The organism is Hymenobacter sp. (assembly GCF_031398885.1).
GTDB lineage: Bacteria > Bacteroidota > Bacteroidia > Cytophagales > Hymenobacteraceae > Hymenobacter.
In genome coordinates, this window is sequence record NZ_JANNOD010000086.1 from 32,839 (window position 1) to 53,293 (window position 20,455).

Consider the following 20,455-nt stretch of genomic DNA (forward strand, 5'->3'; position numbering starts at 1 on the left):
CGGTTTTGGTTGCGGCCCGGCCCCGAAACGGTGGTATCTTCCCCGCCTGATGTTTTTCCGCCGCTCCCCGTCCGCCGCCGCCGCGCCGCTCTCCGACCAGGAGCTGCTGGCCCGCTACCGCCTGCGCGGCGACGTGGCCGACCTGGGCGTGCTCTACGACCGGTACCTGCCCGAGGCGTTTGCCGTGTGCCGCCGCTACCTGGCCCCGCCCGACGAAGACGCCCAGGACGCCGTGATGCAGCTGTTCGAGCATTTGGTGAAGGCCCTGCGCACCCACGCACCCGACAACTTTCCGGCCTGGCTGCACACCACCGCCCGCAACCACTGCCTGATGCAGCTGCGGGCCCGCAAGCGCGCCGGGCCCAGCGCCGGGCCGCTCATCCTGAGCTTTCCCGACGCCGCCGATGTGGAAACCGCCGCGGCCCGGCATCTGCTCAGCGAAGAGGCGGCGGCGGAAGACGCCGAGGACACCGAAATTCGTCTGCAAAGCCTGGAGGCGGCCCTGGCCCAACTGCCGGCGGCCCAGCGCCGTTGCCTCGAATTATTCTACCTCGAAAAAAAGTGCTACCGCGACATCGCCACCGAAACCGGCCTCGAACTGAACCTGGTGCGCAGCCACCTGCAAAACGGCAAGCGCATGCTGCGCCGCCAACTGGAGCCGCCCGGCCCGCCGACACCTGCGCCCGCGCCCAAGTCCCAACCCGCCCCGCCGTCCGCCCCCAACAACCCACTCCATGTCGCCCGCTGACTCGCCTTTTGCCCAGCTGCCCACCCCCGGCCCCCACCCGGCCCCGGCGGAGCTGCGCGCGTACGCGGCCGGCACCCTCACGGCCGCCGAGCAGCACCGCATCGAGGCGCATACCCTGGACTGCGCCCGCTGCGCCGACCTGGTGGACGGATTTTCGATGAGCGACGCGGCCACCACTGACCAGGCCGTGGCCACCCTGCGCGCCCGCCTGCACGCCCGCACGGGCGCGGCCCTACCGGGTATGACCGCGCCCGAACCCGTGCCCACCGGTTGGGCGTGGCCCCGCCTGGCGGCCGCGGCGGCGTTGCTGGCCGTGGTCGGCGGCGGCATCTGGGGCTGGGAGCAGCGCGTCGCAGCCCCCACCGCCGCCACGGCCCGCCTCGAAACGGCGGCGCCCGCGCCCACTCTGGCCCAGGCCCCCGCCGCATCAGAACCTGCTTTGAAGCCTGCCTCGGCAGCCACGGGCGCTGCGGCCCCCAAAGCAGCAGCAACTGCCAAAGAAGCCGAATACGCGGCCGCCCCCGCCGCCCCGCCGCGCGTGGCCGCCCGCCGTGGGCTCCGCCAAATAACCAAGCCCGCTACCGTGCGCGCCGGCCGCAACGACGCGGCCGACGGCGAAATTCTAGCCAGCACCGGGGCTGCTGCCGAATCGGTGATGGCAAATGAAGCCGCGGACACTTTGCAGAGCCCCGCCAGGATGGCCGCCGCGCCGCCCGCTAAAAGCCTCAGCGCCACGTCGGATGGGTGGGGAGCCGCTTCCGACACCGCCGCCGCTAAAGCCGGTGATTACGCCACTGCCAGCCCGGCTAAAAAAGCCACTGCCTTGTCGCCCGCAACGGCCGACAAGGCAGTGGCGGCGCGGGTTCGGGCCACGCCCATGCCCGTGGCGCCGGCCATCGTGCCGGTACCGGTGGGCGGCACCCCAGCCCTGCGCAGTTACGTGCGCCGCGAAGCGGCCTTGTTTCAACCCGACGAAAAAGCCCCGCGCCTGACCGGCTCGGTGCGCATCACCTTCGTGGTGGACGCCGACGGCAAGCTGCGCGACCTGAAAGTGGCCCGCGGCCTGCGCGCCGATTACGACGCGGAGGCGCTGCGCATCGTGGGCGAGGGGCCGGCCTGGCAGCCCGGCGTGGCCGGCGGCCGGCGCGCGTCCCTGCCCGTGGAAGTCACGGTGCCGTTTTAGTTGTCCGTTGCTAGTTGCTAGTTGTCAGTTGTCAGTTGTCAAAGTAATCCGAAACAGAGTACTGACAACTAACAACTAGCAACGGACAACTACAGCGTAGCGCCGGGTTTGAGCGTGCCTTCGTCTACGGATTTCAGAAACTTGAGCAGCCCCGTGAAATAGGTTTGCTGGTCGTCGTAGAGGCTCATGTGGCTGCCATTGGGGCAGATGAGGGAGTTGCCCCGCTGCACTTTGGTGGCAATCATGCGCATGTGGGCGGGGTCCATGGTGTCGTGCTGGCCGCCGATGGCGAGAACGGGCACCGTGAGCTTGGGCAGGTCGGCGGTGCGGTCCCAGGTGGCCAGTTTGCCGGCGATGCCGAACTCGCTGGGGCCCTGCATGGTGACGTAGAGCGACTGGTTGGACTTGCCCAGCGAGCGAGTCACCGGCTCGGGCCACTGGTCCAGCGGCAGACGCAGCACGTGCTCGGCGTAGAAATTGGGCATGAGCAGCTCCATGTAGCGCGGGTTGGCAAAGTCTTTCCGGGCCTCAATGGCGCGCACTTCGGCCAGTACTTCGGGCTTCATCTGCTTGCCCAGCACGTCCTGGGCGTATTTGCCGTAGGCGGGGCAGCTCATCATCATGTTGGAGATGATGAGGCCTTTGAGGTGCTGCTGGTACTTGAAGGCGTACTCGGCGGCCAGGATGCCGCCCCAGGAATGGCCCAGCAGGTAGAAGTTGTCCTTGGTCAGGTTCAGGGCCTGGCGCACCTGCTCCACTTCCTCCACGTAGCGCGGCAGGCTCCACATGGCCGTGTCCTTGGGGTTGTCGGACAGGCCGCAGCCGAGCTGGTCGTAGTAGATGAACTCGATTCCTTCCCGGGGCAGGAAGTTTTCCATGCACTCGAAGTACTCGTGGGTGGCGCCCGGCCCGCCGTTAAGCAGCAGCACCTTGATTCTGGGGTTGTGGCCGAAGCGCTTGGTCCAGACCTTGAACTGGCCCTTGGGCGTGCTGATGGAAATGACGCGCACGCCGCCGTCCTGCACGCCGGTTTCGGTGGGCTGGAAGTAGGCGGCCAGCAAGCCCGAATCTGCATTCGATTCGGTAGCCGGCGCTTTCGTTTGGGTGCAACCGGCAAGGGCGGCGCTCAGCAGCACAGCAGCCAAGCGTGAGGAAGAGAAAAGATTCATTTTTTAAAAAAGCGAGTGAAATCCTAAATAACGTCTTGCCGAGCTTGCCAAAGCATCTCTCCCACGGGCAACCAATGCCGTTATCAACGAAGCGGTAAAAATGCTTCGACTCCGCGCAGCAGGACGTTCCACTTTTAGCATGAGGTCCTCCATTGCGGCCATTACTCACTGCGCGGGCGCGGGCCCGGCCACCGCGGCAGCCCGGCTCACCTGGCCCGAAAACCGCTCGATGGCGGCGGCCGTGCGCCGGATTTGCTCGTCGGCCTCGGCCCACTTGCGCTCCTCCACCGCTTCGCGGATGCCGGGCAGGGTTTTCACGCCGTAGCCGGTGTAGAAGCCCGGCGCGTAAATCTGGTGGCGGTACCAGGGGCGGCGGGGCAGGCCCTCGGCGCTGAGCAGCTGCTGCTCGGCCCGGTACAGCAGCTGGTCCAGATCCTGCTGGCGGGCGGCGGGCACGGCGCCGGAGGATTTACGGACCTGAGCGTAGGCTTCGGCACTTTTTTCGAGCTTGGCCAAGGCGTTGTCGAGGGGCGCGAAGTTGAGGTAGGGCACCGCCTCCTGGGCCTTGGGCGGCAGCAGGGTCAGGGTAGGGTCGGCCACGGCCTCGTAGCGTTTCTCGGCCAGGAGCTTGGTTTGCCGCTCGGTTTCGGTGCGCATGGTTTCGGCCAGCTGCTTCACCTCGGCGTGGTACTTGGCCACGGTATTCGAGAAGTTTTGAAACTCGAAGGGCAGTACGTCGGCGTTGGCCAGGCGCAGCACGCAGCGGCCCATGGTTTGGGCCAGGGCCACGCCGTAGGCAAAGTCGGGGTCCTTGAAGCGGGTGGAGTGGTCGAACGAGTCGAAGATGGTGTGGTACTCGCCGCCCTCGCCCTCGCCGCCAAAGCCCACGTTCATCGCCGCGATGCCCAGGTGCTGAAGGTAGGGCGAGTAGTCGGAGCCCGCGCCCAGCGCCCCAATGCGCAGGTCGGCGCGGTCGCGGGCGTCCTTCTGCACCTCCGGGGTGCCGTTCAGCAGGTCGTAGGCCCGCCGCCGGTCGTTGATGGACATCTTCTTTTCCGGGTCGGTCACGTCGCGCCCCACCTGGTTGAAAAACTTCTCCAGCGTGTGCGAGCCGGCCGCCGACAAAAAGCCGCGGGCGTTGCTGTCGCTGTTGAGGTAGGCCACGGCGTGCTCCTGCAACTGCTTGGCGTTGGTTTCGGCCCACTCGGTCGAGCCCAGCAGGCCGGGCTCTTCGCCGTCCCAGGCGCAGAACATGAGCGTGCGCTTGGGGCGCCAGCCGGCTTTGTACAGCTCGCTGGCGGCGCGGGCCTCTTCCAGCATCGCCACCACGCCGCTGAGCGGGTCGTTGGCGCCGTTCACCCAGGCGTCGTGGTGGTTGCCGCGCAGTATCCATTGGTCCGGGTACTGGCTGCCCTTTAGCGTGGCGATGACGTTGTACACCGGCTCGGTTTTCCAGTTGAACTCCAACTGTAAATGCACCTTGGCCGGCCCCGGGCCGAGGTGGTAGGGAATGGGCAGGGCGCCGCGCCAGGCTTCGGGCGCCATGGGGCCGGCCAGGGCCGCGAGCAGGGGCTGGGCGTCGCCGTACGAAATGGGCAGCACCGGAATCTGGGTGAGCGTGGGAGCTTTTTTGTAGTCGAGGCGCTTGGCATTTTTGGTGGAGCCGTAGCCGGGCGTGAGCGGGTCGCCGGGGTAGGTGGGCATGTCGAGCACCGAGCCGCGCTGGGCCCCGCTCTCGGGCTTGAACGGACCCTTGGGGTACACGTCGCCGCGGGCGTAGCCGTCGTCCTTGGGGTCAGAATAAATCAGGCAGCCGATGGCGCCCTTTTCGGCCGCCACTTTGGGCTTGATGCCGCGCCAGGAGCCGCCGTACTTGGCAATGACAATCTTGCCCCGCACGTCGATGCCGCGGCGCTCCAGCTCCTCGTAGTCGCGGGGCACGCCGTAGTTGACGAACACCAGCTCGGCCGTCACGTCGCCGTCGCGGGAGAAGCAGTTGTAGGTGGGCAACTGCTCGCTGGTCTGGCCCGAAGTGGCGTCTTCGGCCACCGGCTTTTCGGTGAGGCTGGCCGTGAATTTGGTGGGCGCCACCAGCTCCAGCACCCGCAGCTTGGGCGTCGGGAACAGCACGTACGACACGTCGATGCGCGTGTCGTAGCCCCAGGACCGGAACAGGCCGGCCATGAACTCGGCGTTGTCCTTGTCGTGGGGCGAGCCCACGTGGTGCGGACGCGCGGCCAGGCGCTTCATCCACTGGCGCAGGTTTTCGGCCCGGAGCTGGGCGTCGAACTGGGCTTCGAGCTGGTACTCGGTGGCGGCCGTGGCGGCGGTGAAGCCCAGCAGCGGCTTGGTTTCGGCGGGGGCGGTTTGGGCGGGGGCCGAGGGGCCGGCCAGCAGCCCCGCCGCCAGCAGCAACGTGTAGCGTTTCAGCATAGTATCCTCGCTAAGTGAAGGGTCCAAACCGTTACGATTCGGGCCCGGCGTTTCAGCGAAAGGTAGCTCAAATCAGATACTTCCCAGGTGAGGCAGTTATGCGCGGCTGGAAGACCTCACGGGACCCCCACGGGGCACGGCCCCCTCTCCCGAGGAGAGGGGGAGCCACGGCGCAAGCACGAATCCTGGTTGATAAATATGGAGCCCCCGCCACTGAATGGTGGCGGAGGTTTGCGCAATGTCAAAGCAGCTTTCAGGTTGGAATACCCTGCGCGGCCGGTTCAACTCACGAGACCCCCACGGGGCACGGCCCCGGTTCGCTTGATGCGCGAAGCCCGCGGAGAGGGGAGCCAAAAAAGATGTATACAGACTTGAAAACTACTGTAATACAAATCGTCTGGCTCCCCCTCTCCACGGGAGAGGGGGCCGGGGGGTGAGGTGAGCCCAGGACGTTGAAAGGTGGAAACTTAGCCGCTGTAGCCGCCGCCGCTGGCCGACTCCGTGGCGCTGCCGCCGGGCTCCACTTCGCGGGGCAGCTCGGGCGCGGTTTTCACCTCCACGTGGCTGTAGTCGGGGGCGCCGTTGCCGGCGGGCACGGGGGCTTCGGCGAAGGTGCGCTCCAGCTCCGAGAGGTCAAACTCCTCGGCCGGCGTGCCGAAGCTGACCTTGGCCGTGACGCGGTACTCCACGATGCGGTTGTCGCGCACCTTGCAGCTCTGGTCCTGCACGTAGATGGAGGAGATGTTCGGAATGGAGGTGCTCACACTTTGCACGGCCCGCTGGAGAGCGTCTTCAAAGCTTTTGTCGGACGAGGCCAGGATTTCAATGACTTGCTTGATGGAGGACATTTGATGCGTTGATTTTTTTGATGTGCTGATGTGACAATGTGCTGCGAAAATGAAACGCGGCCATTTTCATTTGGCGGTAGCCCTTCTTCGTGTACGGGGGGAAGGCATTTGGCGGCTGCCTTGGTTGCAATAAAAGCAGCCGTTCAACGGCAGTGTACTTTTGCCCGCCGCTCCGACTCAAATCCGCACATCTTCACATCAGCAAATCAGCACATCAATCAATGACTTTCCGCACCGAAAAGGACACCATGGGCACCGTGCAGGTACCCGCCGACGCCTACTGGGGCGCCCAAACCCAGCGCAGCATCGAGAACTTCCCCATTGCCCAGGACATCAACCGGATGCCCAAGGAAATCATCGCCGCCTTCGCCTACCTCAAAAAAGCCGCCGCCCTCACCAACCGCGACGCCGGCGTGCTCACGGCCGACAAGGCCGAACTGATTGGCCGGGTGTGCGACGAAATCCTGGCCGGCGAACTGGCCGATTCGTTCCCGCTGGTGGTGTGGCAAACCGGCTCGGGCACCCAGAGCAACATGAACGTGAACGAGGTGATTGCCTACCGCGGCCACGTGCTGCAGGGCGGCCAGCTCACCGACGAGAAGAAGGCCCTGGCCCCCAACGACGACGTGAACAAGAGCCAGAGCAGCAACGACACCTTCCCGACGGCCATGCACATCGCGGCCTACAAAATCCTGACTGAAACCACCATTCCCGGCATCGAGAAGCTGCGCGACGCGCTTAAGGAGAAGTCCCACGAGTTCATGGACATCGTGAAAATCGGCCGCACGCACTTCATGGACGCCACGCCGCTCACCCTGGGCCAGGAGTTTTCGGGCTACGTGTCGCAGCTCGACCACGGCCTGCGCGCCATCAAGAATACGCTGGCCCACCTGAGCGAGCTGGCCCTGGGCGGCACCGCCGTGGGCACGGGCATCAACACCCCGCCCGGCTACTCCGAGAACGTGGCCCGGCACATCGCCCAGCTCACCGGCTTGCCCTTCGTGACGGCCGAAAACAAGTTTGAGGCCCTGGCCGCCCACGACGCCATCGTGGAAGCCCACGGCGCCCTGAAAACCGTGGCCGTGAGCCTGATGAAAATTGCCAACGACATCCGCATGCTCAGCTCGGGCCCGCGCGCCGGCATCGGCGAAATCGACATCCCCGACAACGAGCCCGGCTCCAGCATCATGCCCGGCAAGGTGAACCCCACCCAGTGCGAGGCCATGACCATGGTGGCCGCCCAGGTGATGGGCAACGACGTGGCCATCACCGTGGGCGGCTCCATGGGCCACTTCGAGCTGAACGTGTTCAAGCCCATGATGATTTACAACTTCCTGCACTCGGCCCGCCTCCTCGGCGACGTGTGCGTGAGCTTCACCGACAAGTGCGCCGTGGGCATCAAGCCCCTCCGGGCCAACATCCAGAAGCACGTCGACAGCAGCCTGATGCTGGTCACGGCCCTCAACCCCCACATCGGCTACTACAAAGCCGCCGAAATTGCCCAAACGGCCCACAAGAACGGCAGCACCCTCAAGGAAACCGCGCTGCAATTGGGCTACGTGACGGAGGCCGAGTTCGACGAGTGGCTGAAACCCGAGGAAATGGTGGGCCGGTAGCACCAATTTCACGGCTGTCGTCCTGAGCGCGGCGAAAGACCTTACCACGCCCGCAGCAATTGAGTACTTCTCAACATTTGGGCTTGATGAGGCTCTTCGCAGGCGGACGCTAGATGAGGATGACAACTAATTAAAAAAGCCGCCCCGTCAGTCTTGGCAGGGCGGCTTTTCTTTTTTCCCGGCATCTTTGCAGCCTTATTCCCCGGTTTCTTGCATGGATTTTTCTGCCCACATCGTCCTTGAAAACAACCGCGTCCGCCTGCGGCCGTTGGAAATTACTGATTTCGAAGCCCTCAAAACCGTGGCTTTCGACGCCGGGCTGTGGCAGTACACCCTCACCCGCGCCGATGACGCGGTGAGCTTGGCCGCCTACCTGCGCCACGCCCTGGAGGCCCGCGCCGAGGGCCAGCGCTACCCCTTCGTCATCGTGGACCGCCAAACCGGGCAGCTGGCCGGCAGCACCAGCTACTACAACGCGAGCGAGGCCGAGCAGCGCATCAGCATTGGTTACACTTGGATGGGGGAGGCCTTCCAGCGCACGGGCCTCAACCGGGCGTGCAAGCATTTGCTGCTGAGCCACGCCTTCGGCCAGCTGGGCTGCGAGCGGGTGGAGCTGGAAACCGACGCCCGCAACTACAAGTCGCGCACGGCCATGGCCCGCATGGGCGCCACCGAAGAAGGCACGTTGCGCAGCCACCGCCTCACGCAGGGCGGCCTGCGGCGCGACACCGTTATTTTCAGCATCATCAAGCCCGAGTGGTCGGGGCTGCGCCAGTCGGTTTTTCAGGAGTTTGAAGCCCGTGGCTGAGCCCGCCGCCCCCCACCCCGCCCGGCGCCGCCCGCCCGAAGGACTGTGGCGGCGGCGCGTGGCCAGCTTCGGCCACGCCGTGCGCGGGGTGTGGTCGGCGCTGCGCTCGGAAGTGCACCTGCGCTTGCACGCCGCGGCCACGGTGGCCGTCATCGGCCTGGGGTTTTACTACGGCATCAGCCGCCTGGAATGGGCGCTGGTGGCCCTGGCCGTGGCGGGCGTCTGGACCGCCGAGCTGGTGAACACGGCCATCGAGGCGCTGACGGATTTGGCCTCGCCGGCCTACCACCCATTGGCGGGCCGGGCCAAGGACGTGGCCGCCGGCGCCGTGCTGCTGGCCGCGCTGGGCGCGCTGGTGGTGGGCGCGCTGGTGTTCGGGCCGCGCTTGTTTTAGTTGTCAGTTGATGGTTGTCCGTTGTCGGGGCGACCGGCAACAATGAACTTTAACCATTCCCCGTCCTGGGCGTAAGCCTTTGCCTGAGCCCGGCCAACTGACAACGGACAACCATCAACTGACAACCACTGACCACTTAAAACCATGCGCCTACTCCGTCCCGCCGCGTTTCTGTTCCTCGCCACGGCCTGCGCCCCCCAGCAGGTGAGCGTGACCACGCCCACCACGCCGCCCGAAACCGGCCAGGTGAGCCCCGGCACGCCCGCCCCCACCAGCGCCAACACCGTGGACCCGGTGCCCAGCCGCGTGGCCGAGTCCGACACCACGGCGCGCCCGCAGTGGCTCAAGGCCCGCATTGCCGCCGTGCTGGCCGAGCGCAAGCGCAACCCCCTCATCCGCATCCTGCGCTACGACTACGGCGGCCAGACGGTCTACTACCAGTCGGCCCCGTGCTGCGACCAGTACTCGCAGGTGTTCGACACCAAGGGCCGGGTGGTGTGCAGCCCCGACGGCGGCATCACCGGCAAGGGCGACGGCAAGTGCCCGGACTTTGAAAAAAACAAAACCAACGAAAAGCTGGTCTGGCAAGACCCGCGATGAAATGAAGAATGAGGAATGAAGAATGAAGAATTACCTGCCCGCCCGGCATTTCTCATCCCTTCATTTCCCCAAAATTCTTCATTCCTCATTCTTCATTCCTCATTGATTTCATGAATACCCTCGAAAAACTTGGCGCTTTCAACGTGTGGGCCAACACCACCGTGCTGCACCGCCTCGACGAAGTGGCCACCTCCGGCCCGGAAGTCCCGGCCGCGGTGCTGCGCCTGTTCAGCCACGTGCTCAACGCCCAGGCCATCTGGATTGCCCGCATCGGCGGCACGGCCAGCCCCGTAAAGGTGTGGCAGGAGCACGACCTGGCCGGCTGCCACCACTGGCACGAGCAGACCTCGGAGCCCCTGCACCAGCTCATGGTGCACGCCGATGAGGCCGAGCTGCAGCGGCTGGTTTCTTACGCCAACTCGCTGGGCAATGCCTACGACAGCGCCGTGCACGACATCCTGACCCACGCCGTGGTGCACGCCAGCTACCACCGCGCCCAGGTGGCCACCCGCCTGCGCGACCACGGCTTTGAGCCCGTCAACTCCGACTTCATCACCTACTGCCGCGAGCTGAGCGCCGCCGGCCAGGCGGCCGTGAGCCTGTAGCCCGACTCACTTCACGCCCGCTGAGGCGGGCCGTTGTGGCCAGGGCTTGCCCAAGCGCCGCCCATACCCGGTGGGTGCGCCACCGACTACCTGCCAATCAACGGCAGCCAACGGACCGCATAGGCCGGCAGGGGTTGCCCGCGTTCCAACGCGGCCAGCACCGCTCGCTCGCGGCGACGGCTGAATTGCCCGAGATTTAAAATACCAATCGTTAACCCAGCGCCTCCTCCCACCAGGGAAAACCCCGTGTCTCGAAACGACTCCCCTCTTCGGTCATACATCACCCCACTGCTCAACAAAACACCGCCACTAACCGCACTAATCACCCCGAACAGGCGCGCCCGCTTGAACAATTTATGCACCAGTTGCTGGGTACTGTCGGACAAGGGCGGCCGGGCAACAAAGCGCGCGGCGTCCGCGCTTTGCCCGCCGGCGGGGGACGTAGACGCTTGCGCAAAACCGGCGTGGCCAGCCGCCAGCAGCAACGAGAGGAAGAGAGCAAAGGTTTTCATCAGCTAAGGAGGGTAGGGGGTGAGGAACCTACTGCTCTACAACCTCAAAAAGCCCCTTTTATTGTTTTGACCCAACGACTCGGATAAGCTTTAGGCTTGTTTAATAATACCCGGTGTTCGGCTCTGCTATCGGGTGACCACCGCCAAAAGGGCCGTTTCCCGAGTGGGAAACGGCCCTTTTGGCCTCATCAAATGCGGGGTTAATTCAGCGCCGTGGTGGGGACAATGGTTAGCTGGTCGTTGGTGACCACCACGCCGCCCACGGTTACGTTGCGGTAGGCGGGCTGGCCCGCGGGGGCCGCGGTGCTCGGGAAATATTCCACCCGGTAAGTGCCCGCGGGCAGCCCGCCGAGCTGGAACGCGCCCGATGGATCGGCCGAGGTGCTCACCGTATCCGGGCTGAGCAGGCCGGAAGTGCGAATGGCCAGGATTTGGGGCCGGGCCGCGGCGGGCGCCGCCGTGCCGCGCAGGCCGCCGCGCAGGTCCAGGGCCACCACCCGGATGACGGGCTTCAGCAGGTACCGCTCCTTTTTGTCTTTGCCAGGATTCCAGTTGCCGCGCTCCACAATGGACTTGGCCACGTCGAAATCGAGCAGCAGCTGGAAGGTTTCGCGCTGGCGCAGGGTGCATTTTTCCAGCTTCAGCTTCACGCCGGAGCTTTGGCCGCTGGGGGTTTTGAGGTCGTAGCGCTGGCCGTCGCGGCCGATGACGTAGCTGTCGGGGCCCAAAATGAGGCGGATTTCATCCAGGTCGCCGGGGGCAAAGTCCTCGCTTACCAGCAGGGCCGACTTGCCGTTGACGTACTCCAGCACGTTGATGACCTGCGGCGCGAAAGCCAGCAGCTGGCGCTTCTCCGCGTCCTGTTCTTTCTTCAAATGCACCTCAATCTGGCGCACATCCAGCACCACGCCTTTAAAATCGCCGGGGGCGTCCGTCATTCGCACTTCCAGCTTGGCGGAGTCCGCGTTTTCGGAAGCATCTTCGGAGCAGCTGGCCAAGCCCAGCAGGCCGGCACAGGCTAAGGGCAGTAAACGGGTGATATTCATAAAAAATTGGGGAAATAGATGAGGTTGAACCGAATGGCTGCGCAAAGACCGGGCTTCCGGGGAAGCTGCTGAGCCAGCGTGCCCAACAATGCGGCCAAAGATGCGCTAACCGCCGGGCGGGCGGGCCCGGTTTTCGTTCAACCACCCCCGGCGCCCGACAGGCCCGGTCTCTCAGCCCCCAGACCTGCTGGTCCATCCCAAGAAAGCCTCATTTTCTGGTCGTGTCGGCCGGCGCGGGTTCGGCGGGCTCCACGGGCTTGGGTTTCGGCTTGGGCTTGCCAAAGAGGCTGTTGAAGCCCTTGGCCAACTGCTCCTTGGCCTTGTTCTCGGTATCGATGCGGCGCTGCTTCTCGTCCCGCACGGCCTGGGCGGCGGCTTCTTCGGGCGTCTGGCCGGCGCGGCGGGTGCTGTCCTCCCGGCTCAGGGGGCGGGCCTTCACCCCCAGCAGGTCGAGGGCTTTTTGCTTGGCCACGGTCTGCACCAGCGCCTTGCCCTGGTCCTTCACGCTGCCGCTGGTCAGCTGCACGCGGGGGCTGGTCACGGTGCCGCCGATGTTCAGGCCCAGCGTCACGCGCTCGGCACCCTTGATGTCCTGCACGCCGGTGAGCCGGGTGAGCTGGCTGCTCATGGCCGCGCCGAGCCGGCCGGTGGGCACGTTCAGGGCCGTGACGTAGGCCAGCGCCCCGGTCAGGCTGTTCGAGCCACCCAGGGTCATCTTCACGTCGCCCACGGTCAGGTCAAACGGCTGCACCACCAGGTTGCCGTTCACGAGGTTGGCGTTGATTTTCTTGTCCACCACCAGCAGGGTTTTCAGCTCGGGCAGCGTGGTCAGGCTGGCAATTTTCGTCATCACCTCGCTCTGGTTGATGGCTGCCCGCACCACGTCGAACACGCCCTTGCCGCTGAGCGTGGCCAGGTTGGGCAGCATGTCGGCGCCCATCTCGCCGCTCACGTTGAAGTTGGTGCCGAAGATGCCCTCCACCTGGCTGGCCATCGGCACCAGCGCCTTGATGGTGCTGAAGGCCGCGAAAGCATTCTGAAAGTTCAGGTTCTTGATGTTCAGCCCAAAGTTAAATTTGGGGTGCGCCAGGTTCTGGCTGCTGTAGCTGCCCGTGGTGCCGAACGTGGCCCCCAGCGTATTAAAGGTCATGCCCTTGAGCGTGGCCGTCTGGTCGCGCACCACCACGGTGCCCCGGGCATCGGTCAGCTTCAGGTTGTCGTAGGTCACGTTGTCGACGCGGCTGTTCAGCACCAAATCGAAGTACTTGGGAATCTGGAGCACGCCCTCGGCCTTGGCCGGGGCCCGGCCGCCGGTGGCCGTCGTCTTGGCCGACACCTCGTCCACCATCCACTCGTTCACGTTGAAGTTGCGCGAGTTCACCGTCAGGTTGCCCTTCAGCGACTGGCCCGGCGTGAAGAGGTAGCCCAGGTAGTTGCTCACCGTGCCCGAGGCCGCGAAGTCAGAGCTGCCGGCCGTGCCGTTCAGGCTTTGCACCGCCACCTGGTTGTTATTGAAGGTGGCCGTGCCGGTGCTGATTTTCACGCCCTGCGGCAGCTCCTTGCTTTTGTAGGTCACGTTGGTTGCCTTCACGGTGCCGCTGGCCACCACGTTCTGGTAGCGGCCGGCTTCCACGTCGGCCATGTTGCCCTTGGCGGCGATGTCGCCAGCCACCCGGCCGGTCACGGTCATGCCTTCGAGCGGGAAAATCCTCGTGATTTTGGTGAGGTCCACCGTGCCCCGCACGTTGGTGTCAAACACCGGCTGGTCGATGTTGTGGGCCGTGAGGCGGCCTTCCAGCGGCTCGCCCTCCAGCACCATCCGAAACTGCGGCAGGTTAATCTGCGTGTCGTTTACCCGGCCCGTCGTGTTCACCACCGTGCCATTCAAGTTGATGTTCTCAATCGGCGCCGGAAATTGGGCCGATTTTACGAAGCCGTTGGTTAGCCGGATGGCCGCGTTCACCACCGGCATCTGGGTTTTGGAGTAAATCCCCTTGGCCGTACCGTCCACGAACAGCTGCCCGCGCATGGCCAGGTCCTTCACCGGGTACACCTTCAGGGCCTCGGCCAGGTTCACGTTGGCCTTCACCCGGCCGTCCACCTGCATCGGCTCCAGCCCGTCGATGCGCACGTTGCCGTCCACCGGGTTCGGCCCCAGGTCCAGGTGAAACTGCGGGATGTTCACCTTTACGTTGTTAGTGATGCCCGAAGGGTTGTCGACCTGCATCTTCAGGTTGATGTTCTTCGCCGCCTGCGGCAGCTCCGGGTAGTGGAACTGGCCGTTGGTCACGGTCAGGTTCACGCCGTAGCCGGGCATGCGCAGGGCGTTCTGGGTACCCTTGTAGTAGCCGTCGAAGGCCACCTTACCGCTGGTTTCGATGTTCTTGAACTGGGCCGTGAACACGCCCGGCACCAGGCTGAGCAGCGTCTTGAAGTCCGTCTCCAGCGCCTTAAACGTCAGGTCGTAAGTAATATCGGTGGCGTTGGGCAGGCCAATGGCGCCCGCAAAGCTGAACGGAAAATCGTTGAGCTTTATCTTATTATCCTTAAACGTGTAGAGGCTCTTGGCCAGGTCCATGTTCAGCGTCACGTCGGCGTCGAGCTGCTTATCGGTCACGTAGGCCACGCCGCCGTAGGTCAGGTCCAGGTCGGTGGCGGTGGTTTGCGAGGTCATGTCGAACACGTTGCGGGCAAAGTCGCCGCGGCCGCGGTGGTTCACGCCCCGGGCCTGCATACTAAACGGCAAGGTCAGGTCCTCGTAGCGCAGGCGGCCGTCGGTCATCCGCCAGCCCTGAATGGCCAGGTTCACCTGGGCCGTGTCCTGGCCTTTGGAAGCGGCGGCCGAGTCCGAAATCATCACATCCCAGTTGGCCAGGCCGCTTTTCAGCCGGCGCAGGCTCAGGTTGGGCCGTTCCAGCTCGATGGATTTGATGGCAATCTGGCCGCCGCGCACCACGCTCATCACGTCGAGCCCCACTTGCAGGTTGGGCAGGTAGGCCAGCGTGTCGCGGCTGAACGAGTCGAGCCCAATCACGCGCAGGTCGCGGATGTTCACCGTCATGTCCGGGAACGAGCGCAACAGGCTCACGTCGATGTTGGCCGGGTCGTACTGCACTTTGGCCCGCACGCGCTGGGCAATCTGCTTATCGGCCAGCGCCCGCAGCTTGTCTTTGAACAGGAACGGCGCCGCCACCACGGCCAGCACCGCCAGCACCAGCAAGGCTAATAATCCCAACAGAATCTTTCGCATAGCACATTTTTTGAGGAGGCAATTGCAACAAAGGTAAATCCCAGCCGGTGCCACGGGCAGGACCGAAGCTTCCCCAAATGCTCCCGCCGGCCGGACTGGAAATTCGATTCGCCGCGCACAATCCGTTTCCACGCCGCTCCTGAAGCAGAACAGCGGCGCGGGTGCTGCATTTTGCGCCTCGCGGGCTCGCTAAGCTTTTCAGGTATACCCTTCACTGCGCCGGTGACGACGCTCCATCAAAAAAGCGAAACCGAATAGTTAGATAAATTATAAGAAATTATCAAATTATTATAGCTGGTTTTTTCCGGTATATTTGAGCCCTTGTTGTTGCTTCCGCCCTTCCTTGACATTCCCAATCAGCGCGCTACAACCCGCGAAAGCGTTGCTTCTCATTCGCTTCGGCCGCCTTCGGCTCGGCTGCCTTCGCTGATTTTGCCTGGCCTGACTGACCCCCAAAACTGCTCTGCATCTTTTCTCCGCAATTATGAAGCGTTCAATTCCCGCGCTGGCCCTGATGGGCTGCTTTGTGAGTGCAAGCCCCTTTGCGCACGCGCAAAATCCAGCCATGAGCCTAGTCGGCAGCGTGCAGTCCGATGAGAAAAAGCCGTTGCCCGGCGCCGCCATTACGGTGGTTCACATGCCTTCTGGGGTGCGGCACACGGCCGCTTCCGATGGCGCCGGTCGTTTTGTCATCGGCAATCTGACGGCCGGCGGCCCATACTTCATCCGCGTCGGGGAGGGCGGGTATCGGCCCCAGACGGTGGAAAATATTTTTCTGGAGAACGGCAAGACGGCCAGCTTCACCGTCACCCTGAGCAAGCTGGACCCCGGCGCCGCCAAGGACCGCAACGACCGCACAAGGGAGCCCAACGGTTCCACCCTGACCCTGGCCGACGAGGCCGTGGTGGGGGGCCCGGTGCTGCTGACCACCACTCTCAAAACCAGCCCGCGCCAAGCCGCCGCGCCGGTACCCGCCTCGTCCGTGCGCCCGGCGCCGGCCAGCCCGGCCGTCCCCGCCCCCACGCCGGCCAGCCCGGCGCCGGCGGCCCAGGCCCCCACGGCGGCCCGCTACCCCAAATACGTCCGCTACCCCGGCTACACGCCCGTTGTCCGGCGGGTGTCCGACCCCATCGTGCCCGGCCGCTACGATGGCAAGTCCGGCAACTACATCTACGACACCGGCAACCCGACCACTCTGAAATTACCGAACGGCGACGTTGTTCCGGGCGTGGGCGTCAATTCCACCGAAAGCTACCTGCACCACTTCCTCGCCGACCCGCAAATGCAGGTCGACACCGTGGACCTGACCAAAGGGTGGTACAACTTCGACCGAGTATATTTCGATGCCGGCAAGGCCACGCTCACCGCCGAGTCGGTCGGCCAGTTGCGGAACATTGCCGCGCTGTTGCGCGCCTACCCCAAGTCCCGCATCAAGCTGGGGGGCTACACCGACAGCACGGGCAGCTACAAAGTCAACAAGCTGCTCAGCGACGCCCGCGCCCGCACCGCCTGGGCCGCCCTGGTCGACATGGGCATCAGCCCCAGCCGCGTGGACGCCCGCGGCTACGGCCCGCGCTACACCATTGCCAGCAACAGCACCGACGAAGGCCGGGCCAAGAACCGCCGGCTCAGCGTCAAAGTCGTGCAGAAGTGAGGGCTTGGCTGGCCTGGCCCCGGGGCCGCGGGCCGTACCTTCGCGGCGCCGACCGCACTAATCCACGCACAGCCGGCGTTGTTGGTCCGCATGCCCAGGCGTTACCCTCCGTTCCTCATCCGACTAACGCACGGCCTGGCCGCGGGCTTGCTGCTCGGCGGTGTTTCGGCGGCGCGGGCGCAGGACGTTTTCTTCTCCCAGCCGTTTGCCACGCGCCTGCACACCAACCCGGCCTTCGCGGGGCTGGTCGACGACTACGGCGCCACGCTTAGCTACCGCAACCAGCTGCCCACCCTGGCCGGCTCCTTCGTCAGCACCCAGCTGGCCGGCGACCTCCGCCTCGACGTGCCCGGCCAGCACCACGCCCTGGGCCTGCTCCTCAACCAAGACCACAGCGGCGGCGTGGGCTACACCCGCTTCGAAGCCGGCGCCCTCTACGCCTACCACACCCGCCTCACCGAGCGGCTGGCGCTCAGCGGCGGCCTGCGCGCCAGCTACGGCCGCCAGCGCGTGGGCTACGACAATTTCGTGTTCGGCGACCAAATCCTCGAGGACGGCCGGGTGGTCGGGCCTTCGGCCGAAGCCCTGGATTTTCCGCCCGTCAACTACCTCAGCCTGGGCACCGGCGCCGTGCTGTACACCGAGCGGGGCTGGCTGAGCCTGGCCGGCCAACACCTCAACCAGCCCAACCTGGGGTTTCGGCAGCAGAGCCAGCTGCCGCTGCTGCTGAGCGTCAGCGGCGGGTACAAATTTTTTGTTGTCAAACCCGGCCCCGGCGTGGCCACCCGCGAGGTGAGCTACACCCCCGTGGCGGCCTACACCCGGCAGGGCGGCTCGCAGCGCGTCGAAACCGGGCTGTACGTCACGGCGTCGCCGGTCACGCTCGGCGCGGTGTACCGCAATATTCCGGCCCTGAGCCGCGTTGAAACCCAGCACGTGCTGGCCGTGGTGGCCGGCGTGCAGGCCGGGGGCCTGCGCATCGGCTACAGCTACGACGTGGGGCTGAGCCGACTAAGCGCCGATTTGGGCGGTGCCCACGAACTCACCCTGGCCCTTCGCGCGTTTGACCGACTAGAAAATGCCTATCGTCGCCTAAAAAGGCGCGTTTACCCGACGGCCCCTTGCCCGGCATTCTAATTTTTTGTATTATTGCGTCCTAATTGCCTTAGCTAACCCCTCCTTCCCCATACTCATTTTAACTTTGTTATGAAATTAACCAATTATCTGCGCCTGGCTGTGATGGGTGCAGTTGCCTTAGCGGGCTGCGGCAAGAACGGGCAGCCCACGGCCTCTAAGCCGGGTAAATATTCCTCTACTACGGGTATTGAATATAACACGGAAAAGGGCATGGCCGTGGCTAACTTCGAGAAAATCCCCGAAGGTCCCGGCCTGGTGTTCATCGAAGGCGGCCGCACGGTGCTGGGCTCGCAGGAGGAGGACGTGACCCAGACGCACGACAACATCGAGCGCACGGTTACCATCGCCTCGTTCTACATGGACGAAGCCGAAGTAGCCAACATCCACTGGCTCGAATACTTGCACTTTATCCGCACCGACTCGGCCGAAGAGTTTTACAAGTCGGCCCTGCCCGACACCACCGTGTGGGCCCGCGACCTGTCGTTCAACGACCCCTACGTAACCTATTACCTGCGCTACCCCGGCTTCCGCTACTTCCCCGTGGTGGGCGTGAGCTGGCTGCAGGCCGACGACTACTGCACCTGGCGCACCGCCCAGGTGAACCAGCGCCTGGCCAGCGAAGACGGCGGCGGCAGCTCCCCCAAAAAAGGCGGCTTGTTTGGCAAGAAAAAAGACCAGGCCGCGGCTGAGGGCGCCGAAGGAACGGCTTCGGCCGGGGGCAACAACGGCGCTTCCATTGAAAAAGGCAACACGCTGCCCAACTACCGCCTGCCCACCGAGGCCGAGTGGGAATACGCCGCGCAAGCCCTCGTGGGCACCCAGGAAGTGGGCAACGAGAACCAGGAAGAAAAGCGCATCTACCCGTGGGACGGCAAGTCGACCCGCAACGCCTACGGCCGGAAGCAGGGCCAGTTCCTGGCTAACTTCAAGCGGGGCCGCGGCGACTACGCCGGCATCGCCGGCAGCCTGAACGACGGCGCCATGATTACCGACTACATCTACTCGTACCCGCCCAACGACTACGGCCTCTACAACATGGCCGGCAACGTGAACGAGTGGGTGCAGGACGTGTACCGCCCCCTCTCGTTCCAGGACGTGGAAGATTTGAACCCCTTCCGCCGCAACGGCGTGGGTGACCCCGCCGAGCGGTACGACAAGAAAGGCTACCAGTCGCTGATTGACGACCACGTGCGCGTGTTCAAGGGCGGCTCGTGGCGCGACGTGGCCTACTGGCTCTCGCCCGGCACCCGCCGCTTCATGGCCGAGGATTCGGCCACGGCCACCATCGGCTTCCGCTGCGCGATGATTAACGCCGGCTCGAACCGGTAAGCAAAACCCGTGACAGTAAAAGGGCCGCTCCTGACGCAGGAGCGGCCCTTTTTTGCGTAAGGATTACTGGGTAATCTGCCTGCCATTCAGCGGTCGGCGCAGGCAATGGTGGCAATGCTGACCTCGGCGGCGCCCGCGGCCAGCAGCACGGCGCCGCAGGCTTCGAGGGTGGCCCCCGTGGTTAGCACGTCGTCGACGACCAGCACCCGCCGGCCGATAATGTGCGCGGGGTTTTCTATTTCGAACACCGTGGCCACGTTTTCCCAGCGCTGGGCGCGGTTCTTTTTGGTTTGGGTCTTGGTATTGGCGGTGCGGCGCAGGGCGGTGGCGGTGGCGGGCACGTTCAGGCCCTCGGCCAGGCCGTTGGCGAAGGCCGCGGCTTGGTTGTAGCCGCGCTTGGCCAGCTTGCGCGGGTGCAGCGGCACGGGCACGATGAGGTCGAAGTCGGCCGCCAGACCCACGGCGCGCAGCTCGGCGCCGTAGAGCTGGCCCAGGGCCGTGCCCACGTCGCGCTGGCCCTGGTACTTGAGCTCGTGGAGCAGGTGCTGCACCCGGCCGTGGCGCACGAAGCGCAGGTAGCTCAGGGCGTGGCGCAGGGGCAGCTTGCCCCAGAAGCGCCGGCCCAGCGGGTTCTGGTCGGGCGGCAGCCGGTGGTAGTCGGTGTAGGGCAGCTCGGCCCGGCAGCCGGTGCAAAGGTGGGTTTCGCCGGTCACCAGCGGCTCGCGGCAGGCCAGGCACAGGCGCGGAAAAATCAGGCCGATGAAGTCGGCGGCCAGGGAGCGCAGCATGGTAGAAGGCGGAAACGAGGTTTTGGAAAGTAATTTTGGGGAGTGAGACAACAAGGTAACGACAAAGCAGAACGTCATGCTGAGCGGCACACGCCTTTGCCCTGAAAAGCTCGATGTGCCTGATGGACCCGCGTCCCGATTTACCCGTGATGGTGCGCATGGTGGAAGACGGCTTTTGCCTGTCGGAGGCCAGCAACATGCCCGTGCTGATGGAGCTGCGCATTCGCGCCTGCCATGTGCGCGGCAGCTTTGATTGCAAAGACAACCAAAGCCCACGCATCTCTACCCGCGCACTGATGCAGGAGCCCGGCACGTTTGAATACGCCAAACTAGCC

At 64.8% G+C, this 20,455-nt stretch carries 18 protein-coding genes; 11 read left to right on the forward strand and 7 right to left on the reverse strand.

The window, feature by feature from the left end; translation table 11 throughout:
- The first annotated feature begins 49 nt into the window (after positions 1-49).
- Entirely contained in the window at positions 50-748 is a 699-nt protein-coding gene (locus RMO51_RS16625) for a sigma-70 family RNA polymerase sigma factor (protein WP_310396504.1), read from the forward strand.
- Positions 735-1,931 carry an energy transducer TonB gene (locus RMO51_RS16630; protein ID WP_310396505.1) on the forward strand — a complete coding sequence of 399 codons (1,197 nt, stop codon included), beginning with the start codon at positions 735-737 and terminating at the stop codon, positions 1,929-1,931. The genes RMO51_RS16625 and RMO51_RS16630 overlap by 14 nt, the downstream gene beginning before the upstream one ends.
- 89 nt (positions 1,932-2,020) lie before the next feature.
- Here the strand turns inward: RMO51_RS16630 and RMO51_RS16635 are convergent, their stop codons facing one another.
- The 3 genes from RMO51_RS16635 to RMO51_RS16645 all read right to left on the reverse strand — a co-directional run bounded on the left by RMO51_RS16635 (position 2,021) and on the right by RMO51_RS16645 (position 6,381).
- Positions 2,021-3,100 carry a proline iminopeptidase-family hydrolase gene (locus tag RMO51_RS16635; protein WP_310396506.1) on the reverse strand — a complete coding sequence of 360 codons (1,080 nt, stop codon included), beginning with the start codon at positions 3,098-3,100 and terminating at the stop codon, positions 2,021-2,023.
- Positions 3,101-3,265: 165 nt separating this feature from the next.
- A complete protein-coding gene (locus RMO51_RS16640) occupies positions 3,266-5,533 on the reverse strand; it encodes a transferrin receptor-like dimerization domain-containing protein (protein WP_310396507.1) in 2,268 nt (755 codons plus the stop codon).
- A gap of 467 nt (positions 5,534-6,000) precedes the next feature.
- The gene (locus tag RMO51_RS16645; protein ID WP_310396508.1) at positions 6,001-6,381 is read right to left on the reverse strand and encodes a dodecin family protein; all 381 of its coding nucleotides are present in this window, start codon (positions 6,379-6,381) and stop codon (positions 6,001-6,003) included.
- 221 nt (positions 6,382-6,602) lie between these two features.
- Between RMO51_RS16645 and fumC the strand changes: the two genes are divergently transcribed.
- From fumC to RMO51_RS16670, 5 genes are all read left to right on the forward strand, one after another.
- Positions 6,603-7,997, forward strand: a complete 1,395-nt coding sequence (gene fumC, locus RMO51_RS16650) for a class II fumarate hydratase (protein WP_310396510.1) — start codon at positions 6,603-6,605, stop codon at positions 7,995-7,997.
- 214 nt (positions 7,998-8,211) lie between these two features.
- Positions 8,212-8,805: a GNAT family protein gene (locus RMO51_RS16655; RefSeq protein ID WP_310396512.1), complete on the forward strand. Its 594-nt coding sequence runs from the start codon at positions 8,212-8,214 to the stop codon at positions 8,803-8,805.
- Positions 8,798-9,199 carry a diacylglycerol kinase family protein gene (locus RMO51_RS16660; protein ID WP_310396514.1) on the forward strand — a complete coding sequence of 134 codons (402 nt, stop codon included), beginning with the start codon at positions 8,798-8,800 and terminating at the stop codon, positions 9,197-9,199. The genes RMO51_RS16655 and RMO51_RS16660 overlap by 8 nt, the downstream gene beginning before the upstream one ends.
- Positions 9,200-9,343: 144 nt before the next feature.
- Positions 9,344-9,799, forward strand: coding sequence for a DUF6970 domain-containing protein (locus RMO51_RS16665; protein WP_310396516.1), 456 nt, complete (start codon positions 9,344-9,346; stop codon positions 9,797-9,799).
- A gap of 110 nt (positions 9,800-9,909) precedes the next feature.
- Positions 9,910-10,404 carry a DinB family protein gene (locus RMO51_RS16670; protein ID WP_310396518.1) on the forward strand — a complete coding sequence of 165 codons (495 nt, stop codon included), beginning with the start codon at positions 9,910-9,912 and terminating at the stop codon, positions 10,402-10,404.
- Between the two features lie 86 nt (positions 10,405-10,490).
- On the opposite strand, the gene RMO51_RS16675 is transcribed toward RMO51_RS16670, so the two are convergent.
- The 3 genes from RMO51_RS16675 to RMO51_RS16685 all read right to left on the reverse strand — a co-directional run bounded on the left by RMO51_RS16675 (position 10,491) and on the right by RMO51_RS16685 (position 15,212).
- Complete coding sequence (locus RMO51_RS16675; RefSeq protein WP_310396519.1) at positions 10,491-10,916, reverse strand: hypothetical protein; 426 nt, start codon at positions 10,914-10,916, stop codon at positions 10,491-10,493.
- Between the two features lie 200 nt (positions 10,917-11,116).
- Positions 11,117-11,962: a DUF4382 domain-containing protein gene (locus RMO51_RS16680; RefSeq protein ID WP_310396520.1), complete on the reverse strand. Its 846-nt coding sequence runs from the start codon at positions 11,960-11,962 to the stop codon at positions 11,117-11,119.
- A 208-nt stretch (positions 11,963-12,170) separates the two neighbouring features.
- Positions 12,171-15,212, reverse strand: a complete 3,042-nt coding sequence (locus RMO51_RS16685; protein WP_310396522.1) for an AsmA-like C-terminal region-containing protein — start codon at positions 15,210-15,212, stop codon at positions 12,171-12,173.
- Between the two features lie 484 nt (positions 15,213-15,696).
- Here RMO51_RS16685 and RMO51_RS16690 point away from each other — a divergent pair, with 484 nt between their 5' ends.
- The 3 genes from RMO51_RS16690 (at position 15,697) to RMO51_RS16700 (ending at position 19,332) form a co-directional block, all read left to right on the forward strand.
- Positions 15,697-16,866 carry an OmpA family protein gene (locus tag RMO51_RS16690; protein WP_310396524.1) on the forward strand — a complete coding sequence of 390 codons (1,170 nt, stop codon included), beginning with the start codon at positions 15,697-15,699 and terminating at the stop codon, positions 16,864-16,866.
- A 90-nt stretch (positions 16,867-16,956) separates the two neighbouring features.
- Positions 16,957-18,003: a PorP/SprF family type IX secretion system membrane protein gene (locus RMO51_RS16695; protein WP_310396526.1), complete on the forward strand. Its 1,047-nt coding sequence runs from the start codon at positions 16,957-16,959 to the stop codon at positions 18,001-18,003.
- A 69-nt stretch (positions 18,004-18,072) separates the two neighbouring features.
- The gene (locus tag RMO51_RS16700) at positions 18,073-19,332 is read left to right on the forward strand and encodes an SUMF1/EgtB/PvdO family nonheme iron enzyme (RefSeq protein ID WP_310396528.1); all 1,260 of its coding nucleotides are present in this window, start codon (positions 18,073-18,075) and stop codon (positions 19,330-19,332) included.
- Positions 19,333-19,418: 86 nt separating this feature from the next.
- Here the strand turns inward: RMO51_RS16700 and RMO51_RS16705 are convergent, their stop codons facing one another.
- Positions 19,419-20,120 carry a ComF family protein gene (locus tag RMO51_RS16705; RefSeq protein WP_310396530.1) on the reverse strand — a complete coding sequence of 234 codons (702 nt, stop codon included), beginning with the start codon at positions 20,118-20,120 and terminating at the stop codon, positions 19,419-19,421.
- A 122-nt stretch (positions 20,121-20,242) separates the two neighbouring features.
- Here RMO51_RS16705 and RMO51_RS16710 point away from each other — a divergent pair.
- A partial coding sequence (locus tag RMO51_RS16710; protein WP_310396531.1) for a hypothetical protein occupies positions 20,243-20,455 on the forward strand: 213 nt, incomplete at its 3' end.